The sequence below is a fragment of the Pseudomonas sp. GD04091 genome, from assembly GCF_029836165.1.
Taxonomy (GTDB): Bacteria; Pseudomonadota; Gammaproteobacteria; order Pseudomonadales; family Pseudomonadaceae; genus Aquipseudomonas.
Window position 1 is genome coordinate 55,317 of sequence record NZ_JAOEBG010000023.1, and the last position, 18,701, is coordinate 74,017.

Consider the following 18,701-nt stretch of genomic DNA (forward strand, 5'->3'; position numbering starts at 1 on the left):
TAGTCTATACCCAAATACGCCCGTCGGGCGCCGGATTCAAGTGCGGCCCTCGAACCTTCATGGCAATGGACCTGGCAATTCGACCAATGGTCGAAAAATATTTGCGCAAACAGCCGCAAAAGCTGCGCCAGACTGTCGCAGTGACCGGTGGGTATCACTATACTGACTCCCCGTTTGCGCACCGCTTCAGTGCCTTCGGCTGGAGCGTGGCGACCCCTATCACTCTCCTATCAGAGCCAAGGTAACAATGAGCCTGTTTTCCGCTGTCGAGCTGGCACCCCGCGACCCTATCCTGGGCCTCAACGAAGCATTCAACGCCGACCCACGCACCGACAAGGTGAACCTGGGCGTGGGCGTCTACTGCAATGAGGAAGGCCGCATCCCGCTGCTGCGCGCGGTGATCGAGGCCGAGACCGCCCGTGCCGCCCAGCACGCCTCCCGCGGTTACCTGCCGATCGACGGCATCGCCCAGTACGACCAGGCCGTGCAAAAACTGATCTTCGGTGCCGAGTCGCCACTGCTGGCCGCAGGCCGTGTGGTCACCGTGCAGGCCGTTGGCGGTACCGGCGCCCTGAAGATCGGTGCCGACTTCCTCAAGCGCCTGCAACCAGGCGCCGTGGTCGCCATCAGTGACCCGAGCTGGGAAAACCACCGCGCGCTGTTCGAGAGCGCCGGGTTCCCGGTACAGACCTACCGCTACTACGACGCCGCCACCCACGACGTCAACCGTGCCGGCATGCTCGAAGACCTGAACAACCTGCCATCGGGCTCGATCATCGTCCTGCACGCCTGCTGCCACAATCCGACCGGTGTCGACCTGTCGCTGGATGACTGGAAGAACGTGCTGGAAGTGGTCAAGGCCAAGGGCCATGTGCCATTCCTCGACATGGCCTACCAGGGCTTCGGTGCCGGCATCGCCGAAGATGCCTTCGCCGTACGCCTGTTCGCCGAGTCGGGCCTCGAGTTCTTCGTTTCCAGCTCGTTCTCCAAGTCATTCTCGCTCTACGGCGAACGCGTCGGCGCGCTGTCGATCGTCACCGGCTCCAAGGACGAGAGCACCCGCGTGCTGTCGCAGGTCAAGCGGGTGATCCGCACCACCTACTCCAACCCGCCGACCCACGGCGCCAGCATCGTTGCCGCAGTGCTCAACAGCCCCGAGCTGTGCCAGATGTGGGAAACCGAGCTGGCCGAGATGCGCGAGCGCATCCATGGCATGCGCAAGCAGATGGTCGAACTGCTGGCCGAGTATGGCGCCAAGCGCGACTTCAGCTTCGTCGGCCGTCAGGCCGGCATGTTCTCCTACTCCGGCCTGACCGTTGAGCAGGTGGCGCGACTGAAGAACGACTTTGGCATCTACGCGCTCGACACTGGCCGCATCGCGGTTGCCGCGCTGAACCAGCGCAACCTCCACGTGGTCACCAAGGCCATCGTCGAAGTGCTGTAACTGCTTGATTGTCTTGGGGGAAGCTTGACTTCCCCCAAGCAAGCGGTAAGATACGGGCAGATTCCGCGATAGCTCAGTCGGTAGAGCAAATGACTGTTAATCATTGGGTCCCTGGTTCGAGTCCAGGTCGCGGAGCCAGACACTGAAAACCTCCAGATGCGCAAGCACTGGAGGTTTTTTATTGCCTGCGAGTCAGGGCCGGGACAGCGGCTCGGTCACCGGCTTGCCTTCGTCCACCAGGCTCCAGACCAGCAGCTTGGCTGGCGCGCTCTTGCTGGCATTGCGCGACACGCTGTGCACGGTGCCCGGGGCCTCGTACCAGAACTCGCCTGCCTTGTAGGTCTTCTCCGGCTCGTCGTTGAGCTTGGAGGTCACCGCCCCTTCCAGTACATAGGCCATGACCGCACCCGGATGCTGGTGGGCGGGCGACGCCTGGCCGGGGCCGTAGCTGACCGTGAGCATCACGGCTTTCTTGCCGGGGGCGTTGGTGGGGAGCTGTTCCTGGAGGATCTTGACCTGGTCGGGTGTATCGCCATGGGCCCAGACGGGCGACAGCGGGGCGAGCAGGCCCAGGGTCAACAAGGCAATGGGCAGGCGGGTGGGTCGCATGGGGTTTCTCCTGAGTGGCATCTGCTCGCAGGTTAAGCCCGGGGTTGCCTGGGGCAAATGGCCAATTCGGGGAAAAAGCGGGAGGCCGATTGCGCCGCTGCGCAATCAGGCGTTTTCCAGCGACTTCGACTTCCAAATAGATTGCCTTGATACTTGCGTAAAAACTCACTTATCTCAGGCACTACGGCCAATCACATAGAACTCGCCCTGGCTCCACACCCCGAACCACTCCTCCCCGTCGATCATTCGCGGCACCGCCAGCTCGACCAGTTGGTAGAACACATTGCGATGGATGAGCGCCTCGAGATTTGCGCGCATCAGCACATAAGGAGAAGGCTCCTGAGTGACCGGATCGAGCACGACTCGTAGCGGATTGGCCGGCCCGGCCTCGACCTGATCGTCCACATTGCTGGTGAACCGCAACACCTGCTGCTCGCCACTGCCCAGCACGTCCAGCAGCACAGCGACGAATGGCGCATCATCCACCCGGATACCGACCTTCTCCACCGGCGTGACCAGGAAATAGTCGTCACCCTCCCGGCGAATGATCGTGGAGAACAACCGGACCATGGGCTTGCGCCCGATCGGCGTACCCAGGTAGTACCAGGTACCGTCACGTGCGATGCGCATGTCGATGTCGCCACAGAAGTCCGGGTTCCACAGGTGCACCGGCGGCAGCCCCTTGTGCTTTGGAATCTGCGCCAGAAGATCGTTGGCCTTGCCCGGATCGCTCATCTCATTCTCGCTCAGCGGCTCATGCCCAGAAGGCTACGAGCGTACTCGCGCATCGGCGCGGCAAGCAAATCCTGTGGTGTGTTGTCGTGGAACGTCAACAAACCGCCACGGCTCTTAATCCGGGCAGTGTCGATCAGGTAACGGGTGCTGGTCTCGATCAGCATCATCTGCACCACGCCGCTGTCCCAGCCAAGGCGATCGACCGCCTGCTCGTCGTACCACTCGTCACCATTGCCGATGCGGTCGTCGGTACGGGCGAAACGGGTGTACAGCACGTAATCGGCACCGACCGAGCGGGCCTCGGCAATGGCATCCTCCAGCCCCAGCGGGCCCTGGGCGCGGCGCACCAGCGGGAAGTATTCGACGAAGCTCTTGAAGGCCTCCTCGGCCACTGCGTTCTGCCGTGGCACCGGCCCCTTGCCGGGCGGCACGAAGGCCCCCTGACCGATGAAGATGAACGAGTCCGGCTGCAGTCGAATCGACAGGGTACGAGTGGTATCGCTGTGATCCAGCAGACCCGCGTCACTCATGTGGTAACGGACGCCCTCGCCCATATCGCTGACATTCATGCAGCCGCCCAACGCCATCAGCGCCAGCAGCAAGACCAGGCTACGCATCTTTCCTCCAGAGACCGGTGACGAAAAACCGGCGAATAGCCGCCAGATGCAGCTTTTGCGCCAGAGTCAGCCGCCGATCACCTTCATCACCATCACGTCGCCGGAAAACGCCAGGTCCTGCTTGTCGGCCAGGGCCTTCACCAGCAGTCTCTGCAATGCGGGAAGCGCCTGGTGGCGCGGCTTGTCGAGCAGGTCGCCGACATAGTGGCGGTTGCCTGACGACAGACAGCCATGCAGCCAGCCCGTGGAGGACAGTCGCAACCGCGAGCAGGCACGGCAGAACGGCACACTTTCATTGGCGATCACACCGAAGTGCCCCAGGCCGGGAATGCGATAGCGCAGGGCCGTGGCATCCAGCGGTCGGGGCGCCTGCTCATAGGCATATGATTGGCCGATCAACGCCAGCAGTTGTTCGAGCCCCACGAACTGTTGCAGGAAAGCATTGCTGTCACGGGCCAGATGCCCCATGCGCATCAACTCGATGAAACGCAGCTCGTAGCCTCGCGCCAGGCAATAATCGAGCAGCGGCAGCACTTGGTCCAGGTTCTGACCGCGCATGGGTACCATATTGACCTTGATCGCCATGCCCTCGGCACTGGCCTGCTCCATGCCCGCCAGCACACTGACCAGGTCGCCTCCCCGGGCGATCCGGCGAAACGCCAATGGGTCCAGAGTGTCGAGGGAGACATTGATCCGGCGGATGCCGGCGTCACGCAGCTGCGGCAACTTGCGCGAAAGCAACTGACCGTTGGTGGTAAGACTGACATCCTCCAGCTTCAGCTCGGCCACAGCCCTCAGAAAAGCATCCAGGCGCGGACTGACCAGCGGCTCGCCGCCGGTAATGCGCAGCCGTTCGATGCCGGCCGCCTCGACCAGATAGGCCACACCGCGCGCCAGTGCGTCAGCCGAGAGCTCGTCCTGCGCCGCGACCAGGCGCTTGCCATCAGGCACGCAATAGGTGCAGGCATAGTTGCAGGCAGCAGTCAGGCTAACGCGCAGGTTGCGAAAGCGCCTGCCTTGACGATCGACGATCATGGATGACTCCGGCATGGAAAAATCGGGCCGGCAAAACCTGACTCATAAATCAGGTTTTTGCAAGCCCTGCCGGGAAAGATGAGACCTTGTGCGGGGCAAACCCGCTTGCGCCCTAGCTCAGCTGGTGGGCTCCGGGTCGCGCTTGCGCTTGTTCCCCATGCGCACGCCAATGTCCATGAGGAACTGGAAGAACCCTTCCTGATCCTCGAGCACGTTGCTCCAGAACGGCGAGTGGTACAGCGCCACGGCGCCATGCACCAGCGCCCATGCCGCGCAGTAGTGGAAGTAGGGCGGCACGTCCTCGAGCTTGCCTTCGCTGATCCGGCCCTTGATCAGTTGCGTCAGGCGGTCGAAATTGGAAGCGCGAATGCTGTGCAGCTGCTCGACCATTTCCGGCACCTGGTTGCCCTTGACCACCTTCTCCTCCAGGCGGTCGAACAGCCGGTAGCGCTGCGGATCGCGCATGCGGAACTCGAAATAGGCACGCGACAAGGCTTCCTTGTCGCGGTCGACGTCAGCCGAGTGCAACAGTTCGTTCAAATCGCGCTCGTAGTCGAGCATCAGGCGCAGGTAGATCTCCGCCTTGGACTTGAAGTGCTTGTAGATCGTGCCTTTGCCGATGCCCACGGCATCGGCGATCATCTCGACGGTGACACTGTCTTCACCCTGTTCGAGAAACAGCTTGAGCGCCGTGCCGAGGATTTCCTGCTCGCGACGACGAAACTCACGGACCTTACGAGGTTCTTTCTGCATAGGAAGGACTGGGATGACAATCGAAGCGGTTTATTATGCCTAACTGGCGGCAAATTGCACGGATCTTCCAACCATGTCCATGTTTCATGATGAGTTCGAACAGGCGCCGGGCCTCTGCTACCTGAACCACGCCGCCATCGCCCCATGGCCGCGTCGGACCAGCGATGCCGTGGCGCGCTTCGCCCGCGACAACGTGCGCCTGGGCGCAAGCGAGTACCCGGCATGGCTCGCCACCGAACGGCGCCTGCGCGAGCGCCTGGCACGCCTGATCAACGCCCCGAGCACTGGCGACATCGCCCTGGTTGGCAATACCTCCCAGGCTTTGTCGCTGGTGGCATTCGGCCTCGATTGGCGACCCGGCGACCAGGTGATCATCAGTGACGAAGAGTTCCCCTCCAACCGCGTGGTATGGCAGGCCTTGGCCGGCCAGGGTGTGGAAGTGGTCGAAGCGAGCCTGGCGAGCATCGATCCGGAGGCGTCGCTGCTCGCAGCCTTCGGCCCTCGCACCCGGCTGCTGGCGATCAGCGCGGTCCAGTACGCCAGCGGCCTGCGCCTTGACCTGGCCCGTCTGGGCCAGGCTTGTCGTGCGCACGGCGTACTGTTCTGCGTGGACGCGATCCAGCAGATCGGCGCTCTGCCCTTCGACGTACAGGCCTATCAATGCGATTTCGCCATGGCCGACGGCCATAAATGGATGCTGGGCCCCGAGGGACTGGGGCTGTTCTATTGCCGTAGCGAACTGCGCAGTCAGCTGAAACTGCATGCCTATGGCTGGCACATGCTGGAAAACCTGGGTGACTTCGAACGCCGCCAGTGGCAGCCGGCGCGCAGCGCACGGCGCTTCGAGTGCGGCAGTCCGAACATGCTCGGCACCTGCGCGCTGGAGGCCAGCCTGTCATTGCTGGAAGAGGTGGGCATGACGACGGTCGCCGAGCGATTGGCACGAAACATCGGACAGTTGCACGAGGAGCTGGCGAGCATTCCGGGCGCGCACCTGCACAGCCTGTCAGATCCCGCGAGACGCGCCGGCATCGTGAGTTTCAGCCTGGATGGGCATGCCAATGCCGACATTTATCGATCACTTTCCAGTAACGGGGTGATCTGCGCCGTGCGTGGCCACGGGGTGCGCTTTTCGCCGCATTTCCATACCAATGAGCACCTGATCACCGAAGCTCTTCGACAGGTCCGCCAGATCGCCATGCGCTGAAAGCCCAATGAACGGCCGGCGTATTCCAAATCTGTTTAAAAAACGATCAACGATCGCTGGCAGCGCGTCAATCCTGACCAATACTTGAAGTGTTGGCGTGGCGCATCCCCCCAAGTGACGCGCCGATAAAGGTGCCCAGGGACCGTGTACCTTTGTTTTACTCCTAATGGTCTTAACCCGGATTCCTCCCCCAGAACCCGGGTTTTTTTTGGCCTCCTCGGCGACGCACCTGTCATTTTTGCCAGTTTCCCCCTCGGTCTACGGTCCATAAGCTTGGTTTCCTGTGCCCCTGTCAGGAACCCTCCCATGAAAAGCCCGGTAAATCTTCCGAAGCGGGATCTGGATCAGTTTGAAGAAGTACAAGCGCTCACCCCTGGTGAAAAAACAGATGCTGTATTCGTCGTTGGCCCCCCAAAAGAGCTGGCCGAATACAATGGCGACTTCCGTATCACGCGGTACTCGATCGATGGCCGTGGCACTTCTGCCGACTTTGAGCGCGATTACAACTTCTCCCTGCCTGAATCGTTATTCTTCGCCCTCTCCTGCAACCACCAGAAGGGACATCTGTTCATTACAGGCATCCTGGTAACCGATGAGCTGGAGTTTCTTCCCGCGGCATCTCGCCTCAAGGACAATGGTGACCCAGACACCACATTCGGTAACGGGGGCATGATCTACTTCCGGCCTGCGCTTGCAGCCCTCGAACAGCGTCGCGATACAGCCCTGCTGACATCACTTCGCAAAAGCCGGCGGGACCTTTACAAGACAATGCAGGCAATGCGCCCCTTGCAAACTTCGGCATGCCTCGCCGATGGTGGGTATCTGATTTTCCTGGGTGATCTAGGCCTCGCCATGCGCCTGAACATCAACGGCCAACTCGATGAGTCGTTCGGTACAGGCGGCTACTTTATTCCCGAGGGTTTCGAGTTGCAGGTCGGCGCCCTGCAAGATGACGGGTTCATCCTCGCCGGCATCGACTTGCATGAGCCTTCACAGGCAATAGTGGCCCGTTACGATCAAAATGGCAGGCTGGATAAAGGCTTCGGCCCGGACGGCAATGGCAGAGTGCGCCTCGACCTTGGGGCAGCCGACCGCGTTACCCTTCGCGGGATCGCGCAAAATCGCCTGACGATGACCATCGTCGGACACACCCTCACAGGCGCAGCATCGACGGCCTTCATCTGTCGCCTGAAAACGAACGGCGGGCAGGATCCGACGTTCAATCATGGCAAGCCGGTCTTCATTACGCCCCCAGAGAGAAACGCGACGCTGGGGCAGATTGCCCTGACCAAGGACGAACGGATCTGCTGCCTGGGCCACAGCACGATCGGCGACATCTACGACCCTTACTATCTGTGCGTCATGCTCAGAAGCGACGGCAGCCCGGACCTCACCTTTTCCAACACCGGCTGGTTGATGGACGGAAAGGATACCAGCGCATCCGCGATGTTCCTGGATGGGCTGGCCTGGCACATCGGTGGCACCCAACGAGTCCCGGGCATCCAGGGCACCATCGGCATGCTGACGGGCTACCTGCTCGCCGCGCCAGAAATCACCGCAGGAGGGCTACTCAGGCCGTAATGACCCGCGCCAGCGGGAACAGGCGCTTGAAGTTGCCAGTGGTCTGTTCGGCCAACTGTTCGTAGCTGACACCACGCAACGAGGCCACGTACTCGGCCACCTCGCGTACATACTGGGGCAGGTTCGGCTTGCCGCGGTGCGGGATCGGCGCCAGGTAAGGCGAATCGGTCTCCACCAACAGGCGGTCGACCGGCACCTGACGGGCCACCTCCCGCAGCGCGTCGGCGTTGCGGAAGGTGACGATGCCCGACAGCGAAATGTAATAGCCCAGGTCCAGTGCAGCCTTGGCCATCGGCCAGTCCTCGGTGAAGCAGTGCAACACGCCGGCCTGGGGCAGGCTGGCCTCGCGCAGGAGCGCCAGGGTGTCTTCCCGCGCCGCGCGGGTATGCACGATCACCGGCTTGCCGGTCTGGCGCGAAGCTTCGAGGTGGAGGCGGAACGACGCCTGCTGCAACTCGGCGGCCTCCGGCTCGTAGTGGTAGTCCAACCCGGTCTCGCCAATGGCCACCACGTGGGGGTGGGCCAGTTCACGCAACAGCCACTCCAGCGCCGGCGTCTCACCCGGCGCCAGATCGAGCGGGTGCACCCCCACCGAACAGTCGACATCAGCGTATCGCTCGCTGAGCGCCTTGACCGCACCGGCGTTGTCCGCACTCACGCCGATGCACAGGAAGTGCCCTACCCCGCGCTCCCGTGCCGCTTGCAGGGCGGCATCGAGGGAGCCCTGGTGGGCACTCAGGTCAAGACGATCGAGATGGCAATGGGAATCTACGAGCATGGGAACACGACACACATGAATGAACGGTGGGAATCAACGCTGACCCGGCAGCTGCACCCAATGGGCGAGCAAGGCCTCGAGCAGCAGTACACGGTTGAGGTTGGCCTTGCCCAGCACCTTCTGGCGCTGCTCCAGGATCCACGCCTGGACCTCCAGCACCTTGGCCTGGCGGCTCTTCTGCGCCAGGTACTGCAGCACCTTGCGCATGTCGGCCAAGCCTAGTCCGTCCTCATCCTGGGTCAACTGATAGCGCAGGATCAGGTGCGACCAGTCGCAGAACCAGTCGAACAGCAGCAACAGCGGCACGGCGTTCCAGGCTTCGGCCAGTTGGCTGGGCGACTGCTGCTGCTTGAGCAGCTTCTTCACCCCGTCGGTGACCAGCGCGCGCTGCTCGCGCACGCCTTGCGCCTGCAGGATGACGGCCATCAGCGGCGACCCCGCCGCCAGCGTCAGCAACTCTTCACGCTCGGCGTCATCGCTGCCTTCCAGGGCGCCAGCCAGCCAGGCCCGACTCTGGGCCAGGCTCGGTTGCGGACAGGCGATCTGCTGGCAACGGCTCTTGATGGTCGGCAGCAGGCGACTGGGCTGATGGCTGACCAGCAGCAGCACGGTATCGCCGGAAGGTTCCTCCAGGCTTTTGAGCAAGGCGTTGGAGGCATTGACGTTCATCGCCTCGACCGGCTCGATCAGGACCACCTTGCGTCCGCCCTGCTGAGCGGTCTGCACCACGAACGACACCAGGTCGCGCACCTGGTCGACCTTGATCGGCTTGTCGGCTTCCTCCGGCTCCAGCACGAAGTTGTCCGGATGGCTGCCGGCCTTCAGCAACAGGCAAGACTTGCACTGCCCGCAGGCCTCCAGGCCATGAGGCTGTTGGCACAACAGCAGCGCCATCAGGCGCTCGGCCAGGGCACGCTTGCCGATGCCCTGCGCCCCATGCAGCAGGTAGGCGTGCGCGTGCTGGCCGCGACCGGCCAACTGCTGCCACAAGGCCTGCTGCCAAGGGTAGGCTTCAGCCACGGCAACGCTCCAGGATGCCTGGCAGCAACGCGTCGATCGCACGCTGCACGGCCTCCAGCGGCTGCGCGGCATCCAGCAGACTGTAGCGTTGCGGCTGCTGGCCGGCACGCTGCAGATAGGCTTGGCGGACGGCCTCGAAGAAGTCCTGGCCTTCCTGCTCGAAACGGTCCAGGCGCCCCCGGGCGGCGGCACGGGCCAGGCCGACTTCCACCGGCAGGTCGAACACCAGGGTCAGGTCCGGGCGCAGGTCGCCCTGGACGAACGCCTCGAGAATGGCGATGCGCTCCACCGGCACACCACGGCCACCGCCCTGATAGGCATAGGTGGCGTCGGTGAAGCGGTCACACAGCACGACGGCACCGCGATCCAGCGCCGGACGAACGACCTCGGCCAGGTGTTGCGCACGCGCGGCGAACATCAGCAGCAGCTCGGTATCGGTTGCCATGGCCTCTTCGCTCGGCGCCAACAGCAGCTCGCGGATGCGCTCGGCCAACGGCGTGCCGCCGGGCTCGCGGGTCATGACCACATCAATCCCCTGCTCGCGCAAACGCGCCGCCAGGTACTCGCGATTGGTGCTCTTGCCCGCGCCTTCGGGGCCTTCCAGGGTAATAAACAGACCGCTCACGAGTGTTCCTTGCTGTCTTCTGGCGCCGGCACATCGGCCGGCGCGGTTTCATCGGTGGGTACAGGCATCTCGCCTTCTGGCGCAGGCGCCGCCGCGGGCGGCTGATCGGGCGTCGACTCCTCGGATGGCGCCGGTTGTGCCTGGGGCGCGGGGCTCGAGCGGTAATCCGCACGACGCTTGAGCTGGAACTCGCGCACGGCGCTGTTGTGGTCGTCCAGGTCGTCGGAAAACACATGGCTGCCGTCGCCGCGGGCAACGAAGTACAGGCTGGAGCCATCGCTGGGGTTCAGGGCGGCATGGATCGCCTCGCGCCCGACCATGGCGATCGGCGTCGGCGGCAGGCCGGTCATGGTGTAGGTGTTGTAAGGCGTAGGCTCGCGCAGATCGGCGCGGGTGATCCTGCCGTTGTAGCGTTCGCCCATGCCGTAGATCACCGTAGGATCGGTCTGCAGCATCATGCCCAGGCGCATGCGGCGCACGAACACGCCGGCGATCTGCCCGCGCTCCTGTGGAATACCGGTTTCCTTTTCCACCAGCGAAGCCATGATCAGCGCCTGGTAAGGGTCACGGTACGGCAGGTCGGTCGTACGCTCGGCCCACTCCTTGGCCAGTACTTCCTCCAGGCGCATGTAGGCCTGCTGCAGCAACTCGACATCGCTCATGCCACGCACGAAGCGATAGGTATCAGGGAAGAAACGCCCTTCGGGGAACACGCCCGTGTGGCCAAGCTTCTCCATCACCTGCGAGTCGGACAGCCCATCGAGGGTATGCTTGACCTTCTCATGCTTGGCCACCGCCGCGCGCACCTGGCGGAAAGTCCAGCCCTCCACCAGCGTGAGGTTGTACTGCACCACATCGCCGCGCTTCCAGGCATCGAACAGCTGGCCCACGGTCATGCCGGGGGTCAGGCGATATTCGCCGGTATGCAGCGCGGTGCCGGCCATGTTGAATCGCCAGTAGAGGCGCAGCCAGACAGCGTCATCGAGCAGTCCTTCACCCTGCATGCGGTAGAACATGCGATTGGGCGTGGTGCCGCCAGGTACATCGAGCAGGCGCTCCTGCTCCACTTGCAGGGGCTGCTCCAGGACCGAGTTGACCTTCCAGGCCGCCCAGCCCAATGCCAGGCCGGCGAGGATCAAACCCATTTCCAGCAGCAGCAGGAATTTGCGTCTCACGAATCAGGTATCCAGTAACGTACGGGCAACGGCCTGCAGTTTACGGGTGACTGGGCCCGCCGGCCAGTTCAGCGCGGCGAATTCACGCACAGGCCAGATGCCGTAGACACTGTTGCAGAGGAACACTTCATCCGCCTGCTGCAGCGCCTCGAACGGCAAATCCCGCACCTGCGCGGTAATGCCCAGCAAGGTGGCCTGCTCCAGCAATGCCGCCCGCATGACCCCGGCCACACCGCAGCGACTGAGGTCTGCGGTCAGCAGCACGCCATCGCATACCAGGAACAGGTTGCTGTACACCCCCTCGATCACCCGCCCTTGGCTGTCACGCATCAAGCCTTCGGCAAACGCGCTGTCCTGCCACTCGGCACGGGCCAGCACCTGCTCGAGGCGGTTGAGGTGTTTGAGCCCGGCCAGCAGCGGTTGTTCCGCCAACCGTGTCTGACAGGGGAACACGCGCACACCCTGTTCGGCGTACTGCGCGGGATAGGCCGGCAAGGGGCCACCCTGGAGGATGCGTCGCGCCTGCACGCCGGCTGCCGGAGCATAGCCCCGAGGACTGTCGCCACGCGTGAGGATCAGCTTTGCGACGCCTTCGTCCAGCAACTGGGCAAATTGCAACACTTCATTGCGAACCAGCGTCAGATCGGCCTCGATCGCCAGGCGCTGGCAACCCAGCGCCAGGCGATCGAGGTGCTGCGCGAGCAGGCTGGGCCTGCCGCCGCGCACGGCGATGGTCTCGAACAGACCATCACCGTAGGCCAGGCCACGGCTTTGCAGATTGACCGCAGCCGCGTCCTGGCCATCGATCCAGCTCAGCATCAGCCGGCGAACCGGCGAAACACCAGCGAACCGTTGGTTCCGCCAAAGCCGAAGGAGTTGGACAGCACCACGTCGATCGGCATGCTGCGCGCCTGGTGCGGCACGAAGTCGAGGTCACAGCCTTCGTCGGGCTCATCCAGGTTGATGGTCGGCGGCGCCATCTGGCTGTTGATCGCCAGCACGCTGAAGATGGCCTCCACCGCACCGGCGGCACCCAGCAGGTGGCCGGTCATCGACTTGGTCGAGCTCACTGCGAGCTTGTAGGCATGCTCGCCGAACACGCGCTTGATCGCGGCCACTTCGGCCACGTCGCCGGCGGGCGTCGAGGTGCCATGGGCATTGATGTAGCTGACCTCTTCTGGCTGGATGCCGGCATCGCGCAGGGCATTGGCCATGCAGCGCGCGGCGCCTTCACCGGAATCGGGTGGCGAGGTCATGTGGAAGGCGTCACCGCTCATGCCAAAGCCGACCAGCTCGGCGTAGATGGTCGCGCCACGCGCCTTGGCGTGCTCCAACTCTTCGAGCACCAGGGCACCGGCGCCGTCCGACAGGACGAAGCCATCACGCCCCTTGTCCCACGGACGGCTGGCGCGAGCTGGCTCGTCATTGCGAGTCGACAGCGCGCGGGAAGCGCCGAAACCGCCCATGCCCAGGCCACAGGCGGCCATCTCGGCGCCACCGGCGATCATCACGTCCGCTTCACCATAGGCGATATTGCGCGCGGCCATGCCGATGCAGTGGGTGCCAGTGGTGCAGGCGGTGGCGATCGCATAGTTCGGCCCCTGCAGGCCCAGGTGGATCGACAGGAAGCCAGAGATCATGTTGATGATCGAGCCCGGCACGAAGAACGGCGAGATACGACGCGGCCCCTGCTCGTGCAAGGTACGGCTGGTCTCTTCGATGTTGGTCAGGCCACCGATGCCCGAGCCCATGGCCACGCCAATGCGCTCGCGGTTGGCGTCGGTGACTTCCAGCCCGGCATTGCGCACCGCCTGGAAACCGGCCGCCAGGCCGTACTGGATGAACAGGTCGAGCTTGCGGGCCTCTTTGGCCGACAGGTACTGCTCGACTTCGAAGCCTTTCACCGAGCCGCCAAAACGGGTGGAGTAGGCAGAAAGATCCGTATGCTCGATCGGACCGATGCCACTGCGGCCAGCCAGAATGCCCTGCCAGGTGCTCGGTACATCGGTACCCAGTGGCGACAGCATACCCATACCAGTGACCACGACGCGTCTACGCGACACAGTACTCTCCTCATTTCCAAATTACAGAGTCTCTTGCCAGTGCACTGGCGCGGCCAATGGCCTGGCAACAGACTCCGCTGATTGCAGGGCTTGCAAAGAAAAAACCGCACGCCGGCGACGGCAGTGCGGTTTTTCCCGACAAGAAGCGTCGACTGAAACGTCTTAGCCCTGGTGGCTGTTGACGTAGTCGATGGCAGCTTGAACGGTAGTGATCTTCTCGGCTTCTTCGTCTGGGATTTCGGTCTCGAATTCCTCTTCCAGAGCCATCACCAGCTCAACGGTGTCAAGCGAATCGGCACCCAGATCTTCAACGAAGGAAGACTCGTTCTTGACTTCATCTTCCTTGACGCCCAGTTGCTCGGCGACGATTTTCTTGACGCGTTCTTCGATGGTGCTCATACCTAGTTTTCACTCCTAATGGACATATGTCAGGCAGCTGGCCGGTGACCAAGTTTATAGGAAGACGCCTGCTTTTCAAGCGGAACGCGCCTTCCACCAGGTCACCCGACCCGCCGTCCGGAATCTGGTTGCAGCTTTATAACGGATTTTAGGCTCGGAGTATGACTCTTTTTTGAAGCGATCCGTCACATTGAATTGCCAATATTACATGTACATTCCACCATTCACCGGCACGGTGGCGCCGGTGACATAGGCCGCGCCGTCGGAGGCCAGGAAGGAAACCACCTTGGCGATCTCCTCGGCCTGCCCCAGGCGACCCAGCGGAATTTCCTTCTGCAGGGCCTCGCGCTGCGCTTCTGGCAGCTCGCGGGTCATGTCGGTGTCGATGAAGCCCGGAGTCACCGAGTTGACGGTGATGCCACGCGAGCCCACTTCACGGGCCAGGGCACGGCTGAAGCCTTCCAGGCCAGCCTTGGCGGCGGCGTAGTTGGCCTGGCCCGCGTTGCCCATGGCACCCACCACCGAGCCGATGCTGATGATACGACCCCAGCGCGCCTTGGTCATGCCACGCAGCACGCCCTTGGACAGGCGGTACAGGCTGTTGAGGTTGGTGTCGATCACGTCGAACCACTCGTCGTCCTTCATCCGCAGCATCAGGTTGTCGCGGGTGATGCCGGCGTTGTTGACCAGGATGGCCGGTGCGCCGAACTGCTCGCCGATGGTGCCCAGCACCGCGTCCACGGACTCGGCGCTGGTGACGTTCAGCTCGAGGCCGGTGCCGTTGATGCCGTGCTCCTTCAGGGTGGCAGCAATGCGCTCGGCGCCGGAGGCGGTGGTGGCGGTCCCGATCACGGTCGCGCCCTGGCGACCCAGCTCGAGGGCGATGGCCTGGCCGATACCACGGCTGGCGCCGGTGACCAGTGCAACTTTACCTTGCAGGCTCATGCAAGCTTCTCCGAATTCAGGCCAGCGCCGCACGAGTAGCGGCGACGGCGTCTGGGGTGTTGAGGTTGTAGGTGGTCACGCCGTCGGCGCACCGCTTGTTCAGGCCGGCCAGGACCTTGCCCGGGCCGCATTCGACCAGGTTCACCGCACCGCGCTCGGCCAGGGCCTGCACACACTCGACCCAGCGCACTGGCTGGTATAGCTGAGCCAGCAGGTCCTGCTTGAGAGCATCGAGGTCGGCGGCGATGGCGGCGCTGACGTTCTGCACCACCGGGATCTGCGGGGCCTTCCAGTCGATGGCGTTGACCGACTCGGCGAAACGCTCGGCGGCCGGCTTCATCAGGGCGCAGTGCGACGGCACGCTGACCGCCAGCGGCAGAGCGCGCTTGGCACCGGCTGCTTTACACAGCTCCATGGCGCGATCCACCGCCGCCTTGTTACCGGCGATCACTACCTGGCCCGGCGAGTTGAAGTTTACCGCGCTGACCACTTCATCTTCGGCAGCCTTGGCACAGATTTCGACCACGACCGCGTCGTCCAGGCCGAGGATCGCGGCCATGGCGCCATGACCGGCCGGCACGGCCTCCTGCATCAGCTGACCGCGGCGCTCGACCAGGCGCACGGCGTCTTTGAGCGACAGGCTGCCGGCGGCGACCAGGGCGCTGTATTCACCCAGGCTGTGACCGCAGACGTACGCAGGCTGCGCGCCACCCTCTTCCAGCCACAGGCGCCACAGGGCGATCGAGGCGGTCAGGATGGCCGGCTGGGTCTTGTCGGTCTGGTTGAGTTGTTCTTCCGGGCCTTCCTGGACCAGCTTCCACAGGTCGTAGCCCAGGGCCTCGGACGCTTCCTTGAAGGTCTCGACGATTACCGGTTTTTCAGCGCCCAGTTCTTTGAGCATGCCCAGCGACTGGGAACCTTGACCAGGAAAGACGAATGCGAGGGATGCAGACATTGAACAAGCCCTTATGATCTTGTCGTCGGATAGGGTGCGCCGGACCGTGGGCCGGGCGCGCAATCTGAAAGCTTGGATGGAGCGGCGGACCAAGCGGTCACATTTAAGCACTTCATGGGCGGTATGCCCAAAAGCTTTGTATTTCCTGCAATGGCCTCATCACGGGGCAAGCCCGCTCCCACCACGTTCAGGGCAACAGGTCTTCGAGGCGCCCGTGCAGACGCTGCGGCAGGTTCTCCTGGATCTCGATCAGCGCGCGCTGGATCGCGCTCTGGAAGCCCTGCACGCCCGCCGAGCCATGACTCTTGATGACGATGCCCTGCAACCCCAGGAAACTCGCACCATTGTGCCGCGCCGGCGCCAGGTCGTCCTGCAGGCGCTTGAGCAGCGGCATGGCCATGGCCCCGGCCGCGCGCGACAGCACGCCGCCCTTGAACAGCTTCTCGATGCGCGCACCGATCATGGTTGCCAGGCCTTCGCTGGACTTGAGCAGGATGTTGCCGACGAAACCGTCACACACCACCACATCCGCCTCGCCACGATACAGCCCGTCGCCCTCGACGAAACCGATGTAGTTCAGACCACGGGCGTTCTGCAGGAGACTGGCGGCCAGCTTGACCTGCTGGTTGCCCTTGATGTCCTCGGTACCGATATTGAGCAGCGCCACACGCGGCCGCTGCACCCCCAGGGCCTGGGCGGCCACCGAGCCCATCACGGCGAACTGATAGAGGTTTTCCGCGCTGCAGTCGACATTGGCCCCAAGGTCGAGTAACTGGCAATAACCTGCCTGGGTCGGGATCGCGGCCACCATCGCCGGACGGTCGATACCCGGCAAGGTCTTGAGCACGAAGCGCGACAACGCCATGAGCGCACCGGTATTGCCGGCACTCACGCAGGCCTGGGCCTTGCCGTCACGCACCAGTTCGAGGGCGACGCGCATCGACGAGTCGGGCTTGCCGCGCAACACCTGCGATGGACGTTCGTCCATGCCGACCACCTCGCTGGCCGCGACAATCCGCAGGCGCGCGCGATCCGCAGCCGAGAGGCCACTGGCGAGATCTTCGAGGAGGGAGGGTTGACCGACGAGGGTCAGGTGCAGCGAGGGGGTAGCCGAAAGGCAGGCAATGCTAGCCTGGACAATGCTGCGGGGACCGAAGTCCCCGCCCATTGCGTCGATCGCGATGATCTGAGCGGACAAGGATTACTCGTCAGCGCCCTTGTCGATCACTTTGCGACCACGGTATACGCCTTCTGGCGAAACGTGGTGACGCAGGTGTACTTCACCGGTGCTCTTCTCTACGGACAGGGCGTTTTCCGACAGGGCGTCGTGCGAACGGCGCATGTCACGGGCAGAGCGGGATTTTTTGTTCTGCTGAACAGCCATAATTGATTAACTCCTAAACGTTTGGGTCACGCTTTAACTGCGCCAAAACACTGAACGGGTTGGACCGCGATACCTCGTCCTTGCTCGGCTCGGGCTCGTCAAAGCCCGCCGGCTGCTGGCATTCTTCCGGATGATGAGCAGGCACGATGGGCAGGGCGAGCAGCAGCTCTTCCTCGACCAGCGCCTGCAGATCCAAAGGATCTTCGCCCAGTTCCAGCACGTCATAGCCTTTCGGCAACGACTGGGTATTCGCACCCTCCTTCACCACGGCGTAAGTGCATTCGCTGTGGATCGGCAGGGTGACCAGCTCAAGACAACGCTGGCAAACCATCTTGACTTCGACGTCCAGCTCGCTGTGGATAACCACTACGTGCTGTTCATCTCGTTCAAAATCGAACTTCGCCTGCACCGTACCGACATTGTCGGAAAGCGGGTCGCAGAGTCTTTCCAAATCAGCGAGTTGCAGCGAACCTTCGAGGGTTACGCCACGATCAGCCAATTTGCGCGGGTCAACGTGAGGTGGAATCGGGTCATTCAACATAGGCGCAGCATTCTAGGGATGCACCCCCTCCCTGTCAAAGGAAATTAGGCGGCATCTCGCATGTTAGAATTCGGGTCAATTGCCCAGGAGTCTACCATGCTTCCCTTGTTACTGGCTTCCAGCTCCCCTTACCGGCGCGAACTGCTCGCCCGCCTGCGCCTGCCCTTCACCTGGGCAAGCCCCGACCTAGACGAACGGCGGCTGGATGACGAGCCGGCCGTCGAACTGGTTCGGCGCCTGGCTCGCCAAAAGGCCGAAACCCTGGCCAGCAGCCACCCCGCCCACCTGATCATCGGCTCCGACCAGGTGGCGGTGCTCGGCGAGCAGATCCTCGGCAAGCCGCACACCTTCGAGCGTGCCTGCGAGCAGCTTCTGGAGGCCAGCGGGCAGCAGGTCACCTTCCTCACCGGGCTGGCGCTGCTCAACAGCGCCACCGGCCACTGCCAGGTCGATTGCGTGCCATTTACCGTGACGATGCGCGAGCTGGACCGAGAGCGCGTGGAGCGCTACGTGACGGCCGAGCAGCCGCTGGACTGCGCTGGCAGCTTCAAGGCGGAGGGCTTGGGGGTCAGCCTGTTCCAGAGCACCCATGGCTGCGACGCCACGAGCCTGATCGGGCTGCCGCTGATTCGACTGGTGGACATGCTGCACAAGGAAGGTGTGCAGGTACCTTGAGCTTCAGCCGTTTCAAGGCGTTAAAAATTAGCGCCCGACTTGGAATTGCCGAGGCTGCTTTGCAGCCCTTTCGCGACACAAGGCCGCTCCTACAGGGACGCGCTCGCCTGTAGGAGCGGCCTTGTGTCGCGAAAGGGTCGCAAAGCGACCCCAGCAATCT

At 63.1% G+C, this 18,701-nt stretch carries 21 protein-coding genes and 1 tRNA gene; 5 read left to right on the top strand and 17 right to left on the bottom strand.

Annotated features, from left to right (window positions below; translation table 11 throughout):
• Window positions 1-247: 247 nt before the first annotated feature.
• Both N7422_RS22170 and N7422_RS22175 read left to right on the top strand, forming a co-directional pair.
• Window positions 248-1,444 (top strand): aspartate/tyrosine/aromatic aminotransferase, encoded by a 1,197-nt coding sequence (locus N7422_RS22170; protein ID WP_279808537.1) that lies wholly within the window; start codon window positions 248-250, stop codon window positions 1,442-1,444.
• Window positions 1,445-1,506: 62 nt separating this feature from the next.
• Window positions 1,507-1,582: transfer RNA gene (locus N7422_RS22175), tRNA-Asn, on the top strand.
• 54 nt (window positions 1,583-1,636) lie between these two features.
• On the opposite strand, the gene N7422_RS22180 is transcribed toward N7422_RS22175, so the two are convergent.
• The 5 genes from N7422_RS22180 to N7422_RS22200 form a co-directional block, all read right to left on the bottom strand.
• Complete coding sequence (locus N7422_RS22180) at window positions 1,637-2,053, bottom strand: cupin domain-containing protein (protein ID WP_279808538.1); 417 nt, start codon at window positions 2,051-2,053, stop codon at window positions 1,637-1,639.
• Window positions 2,054-2,227: 174 nt separating this feature from the next.
• Window positions 2,228-2,788, bottom strand: coding sequence for a DUF1285 domain-containing protein (locus tag N7422_RS22185; RefSeq protein WP_279808539.1), 561 nt, complete (start codon window positions 2,786-2,788; stop codon window positions 2,228-2,230).
• 11 nt (window positions 2,789-2,799) lie between these two features.
• Window positions 2,800-3,405 carry a DUF4823 domain-containing protein gene (locus N7422_RS22190; RefSeq protein WP_279808540.1) on the bottom strand — a complete coding sequence of 202 codons (606 nt, stop codon included), beginning with the start codon at window positions 3,403-3,405 and terminating at the stop codon, window positions 2,800-2,802.
• Between the two features lie 66 nt (window positions 3,406-3,471).
• On the bottom strand, window positions 3,472-4,440 hold the full coding sequence (locus N7422_RS22195) for a radical SAM protein (protein WP_279808541.1): 969 nt from the start codon (window positions 4,438-4,440) through the stop codon (window positions 3,472-3,474).
• A 117-nt stretch (window positions 4,441-4,557) separates the two neighbouring features.
• Complete coding sequence (locus tag N7422_RS22200) at window positions 4,558-5,193, bottom strand: TetR/AcrR family transcriptional regulator (RefSeq protein ID WP_279808542.1); 636 nt, start codon at window positions 5,191-5,193, stop codon at window positions 4,558-4,560.
• A 73-nt stretch (window positions 5,194-5,266) separates the two neighbouring features.
• Between N7422_RS22200 and N7422_RS22205 the strand changes: the two genes are divergently transcribed.
• Both N7422_RS22205 and N7422_RS22210 read left to right on the top strand, forming a co-directional pair.
• Window positions 5,267-6,400, top strand: a complete 1,134-nt coding sequence (locus tag N7422_RS22205; protein ID WP_279808543.1) for an aminotransferase class V-fold PLP-dependent enzyme — start codon at window positions 5,267-5,269, stop codon at window positions 6,398-6,400.
• Window positions 6,401-6,706: 306 nt separating this feature from the next.
• Complete coding sequence (locus tag N7422_RS22210) at window positions 6,707-7,981, top strand: hypothetical protein (protein WP_279808544.1); 1,275 nt, start codon at window positions 6,707-6,709, stop codon at window positions 7,979-7,981.
• On the opposite strand, the gene N7422_RS22215 is transcribed toward N7422_RS22210, so the two are convergent.
• From N7422_RS22215 to N7422_RS22270, 12 genes are all read right to left on the bottom strand, one after another.
• Window positions 7,971-8,759 (bottom strand): TatD family hydrolase, encoded by a 789-nt coding sequence (locus tag N7422_RS22215; protein WP_279808545.1) that lies wholly within the window; start codon window positions 8,757-8,759, stop codon window positions 7,971-7,973. The genes N7422_RS22210 and N7422_RS22215 overlap by 11 nt on opposite strands.
• A gap of 33 nt (window positions 8,760-8,792) precedes the next feature.
• Window positions 8,793-9,779 (bottom strand): DNA polymerase III subunit delta', encoded by a 987-nt coding sequence (locus N7422_RS22220; protein WP_279808546.1) that lies wholly within the window; start codon window positions 9,777-9,779, stop codon window positions 8,793-8,795.
• Window positions 9,772-10,404: a dTMP kinase gene (tmk, locus tag N7422_RS22225; protein ID WP_279808547.1), complete on the bottom strand. Its 633-nt coding sequence runs from the start codon at window positions 10,402-10,404 to the stop codon at window positions 9,772-9,774. Before tmk ends, N7422_RS22220 begins: the two co-directional genes overlap by 8 nt.
• Window positions 10,401-11,579, bottom strand: coding sequence for an endolytic transglycosylase MltG (mltG, locus tag N7422_RS22230; protein WP_279808548.1), 1,179 nt, complete (start codon window positions 11,577-11,579; stop codon window positions 10,401-10,403). The genes tmk and mltG overlap by 4 nt, the downstream gene beginning before the upstream one ends.
• Window positions 11,580-11,582: 3 nt before the next feature.
• Window positions 11,583-12,398, bottom strand: coding sequence for an aminodeoxychorismate lyase (gene pabC, locus N7422_RS22235; RefSeq protein WP_279808549.1), 816 nt, complete (start codon window positions 12,396-12,398; stop codon window positions 11,583-11,585).
• A complete protein-coding gene (gene fabF, locus N7422_RS22240) occupies window positions 12,398-13,642 on the bottom strand; it encodes a beta-ketoacyl-ACP synthase II (protein WP_279808550.1) in 1,245 nt (414 codons plus the stop codon). The genes pabC and fabF overlap by 1 nt, the downstream gene beginning before the upstream one ends.
• A gap of 162 nt (window positions 13,643-13,804) precedes the next feature.
• Window positions 13,805-14,041, bottom strand: coding sequence for an acyl carrier protein (acpP, locus tag N7422_RS22245; protein WP_279808551.1), 237 nt, complete (start codon window positions 14,039-14,041; stop codon window positions 13,805-13,807).
• Window positions 14,042-14,245: 204 nt separating this feature from the next.
• Complete coding sequence (fabG, locus tag N7422_RS22250) at window positions 14,246-14,986, bottom strand: 3-oxoacyl-ACP reductase FabG (protein ID WP_279808553.1); 741 nt, start codon at window positions 14,984-14,986, stop codon at window positions 14,246-14,248.
• Between the two features lie 16 nt (window positions 14,987-15,002).
• The gene (gene fabD, locus N7422_RS22255) at window positions 15,003-15,941 is read right to left on the bottom strand and encodes an ACP S-malonyltransferase (protein ID WP_279808554.1); all 939 of its coding nucleotides are present in this window, start codon (window positions 15,939-15,941) and stop codon (window positions 15,003-15,005) included.
• A 187-nt stretch (window positions 15,942-16,128) separates the two neighbouring features.
• Window positions 16,129-17,139, bottom strand: a complete 1,011-nt coding sequence (plsX, locus tag N7422_RS22260) for a phosphate acyltransferase PlsX (RefSeq protein WP_279808555.1) — start codon at window positions 17,137-17,139, stop codon at window positions 16,129-16,131.
• 3 nt (window positions 17,140-17,142) lie between these two features.
• Window positions 17,143-17,325, bottom strand: a complete 183-nt coding sequence (gene rpmF, locus N7422_RS22265; protein ID WP_008096416.1) for a 50S ribosomal protein L32 — start codon at window positions 17,323-17,325, stop codon at window positions 17,143-17,145.
• A 13-nt stretch (window positions 17,326-17,338) separates the two neighbouring features.
• Window positions 17,339-17,866 carry a YceD family protein gene (locus N7422_RS22270; protein ID WP_279808556.1) on the bottom strand — a complete coding sequence of 176 codons (528 nt, stop codon included), beginning with the start codon at window positions 17,864-17,866 and terminating at the stop codon, window positions 17,339-17,341.
• Window positions 17,867-17,962: 96 nt separating this feature from the next.
• Here N7422_RS22270 and N7422_RS22275 point away from each other — a divergent pair, with 96 nt between their 5' ends.
• Complete coding sequence (locus N7422_RS22275; RefSeq protein ID WP_279808557.1) at window positions 17,963-18,541, top strand: Maf family protein; 579 nt, start codon at window positions 17,963-17,965, stop codon at window positions 18,539-18,541.
• Window positions 18,542-18,701 lie beyond the last annotated feature (160 nt).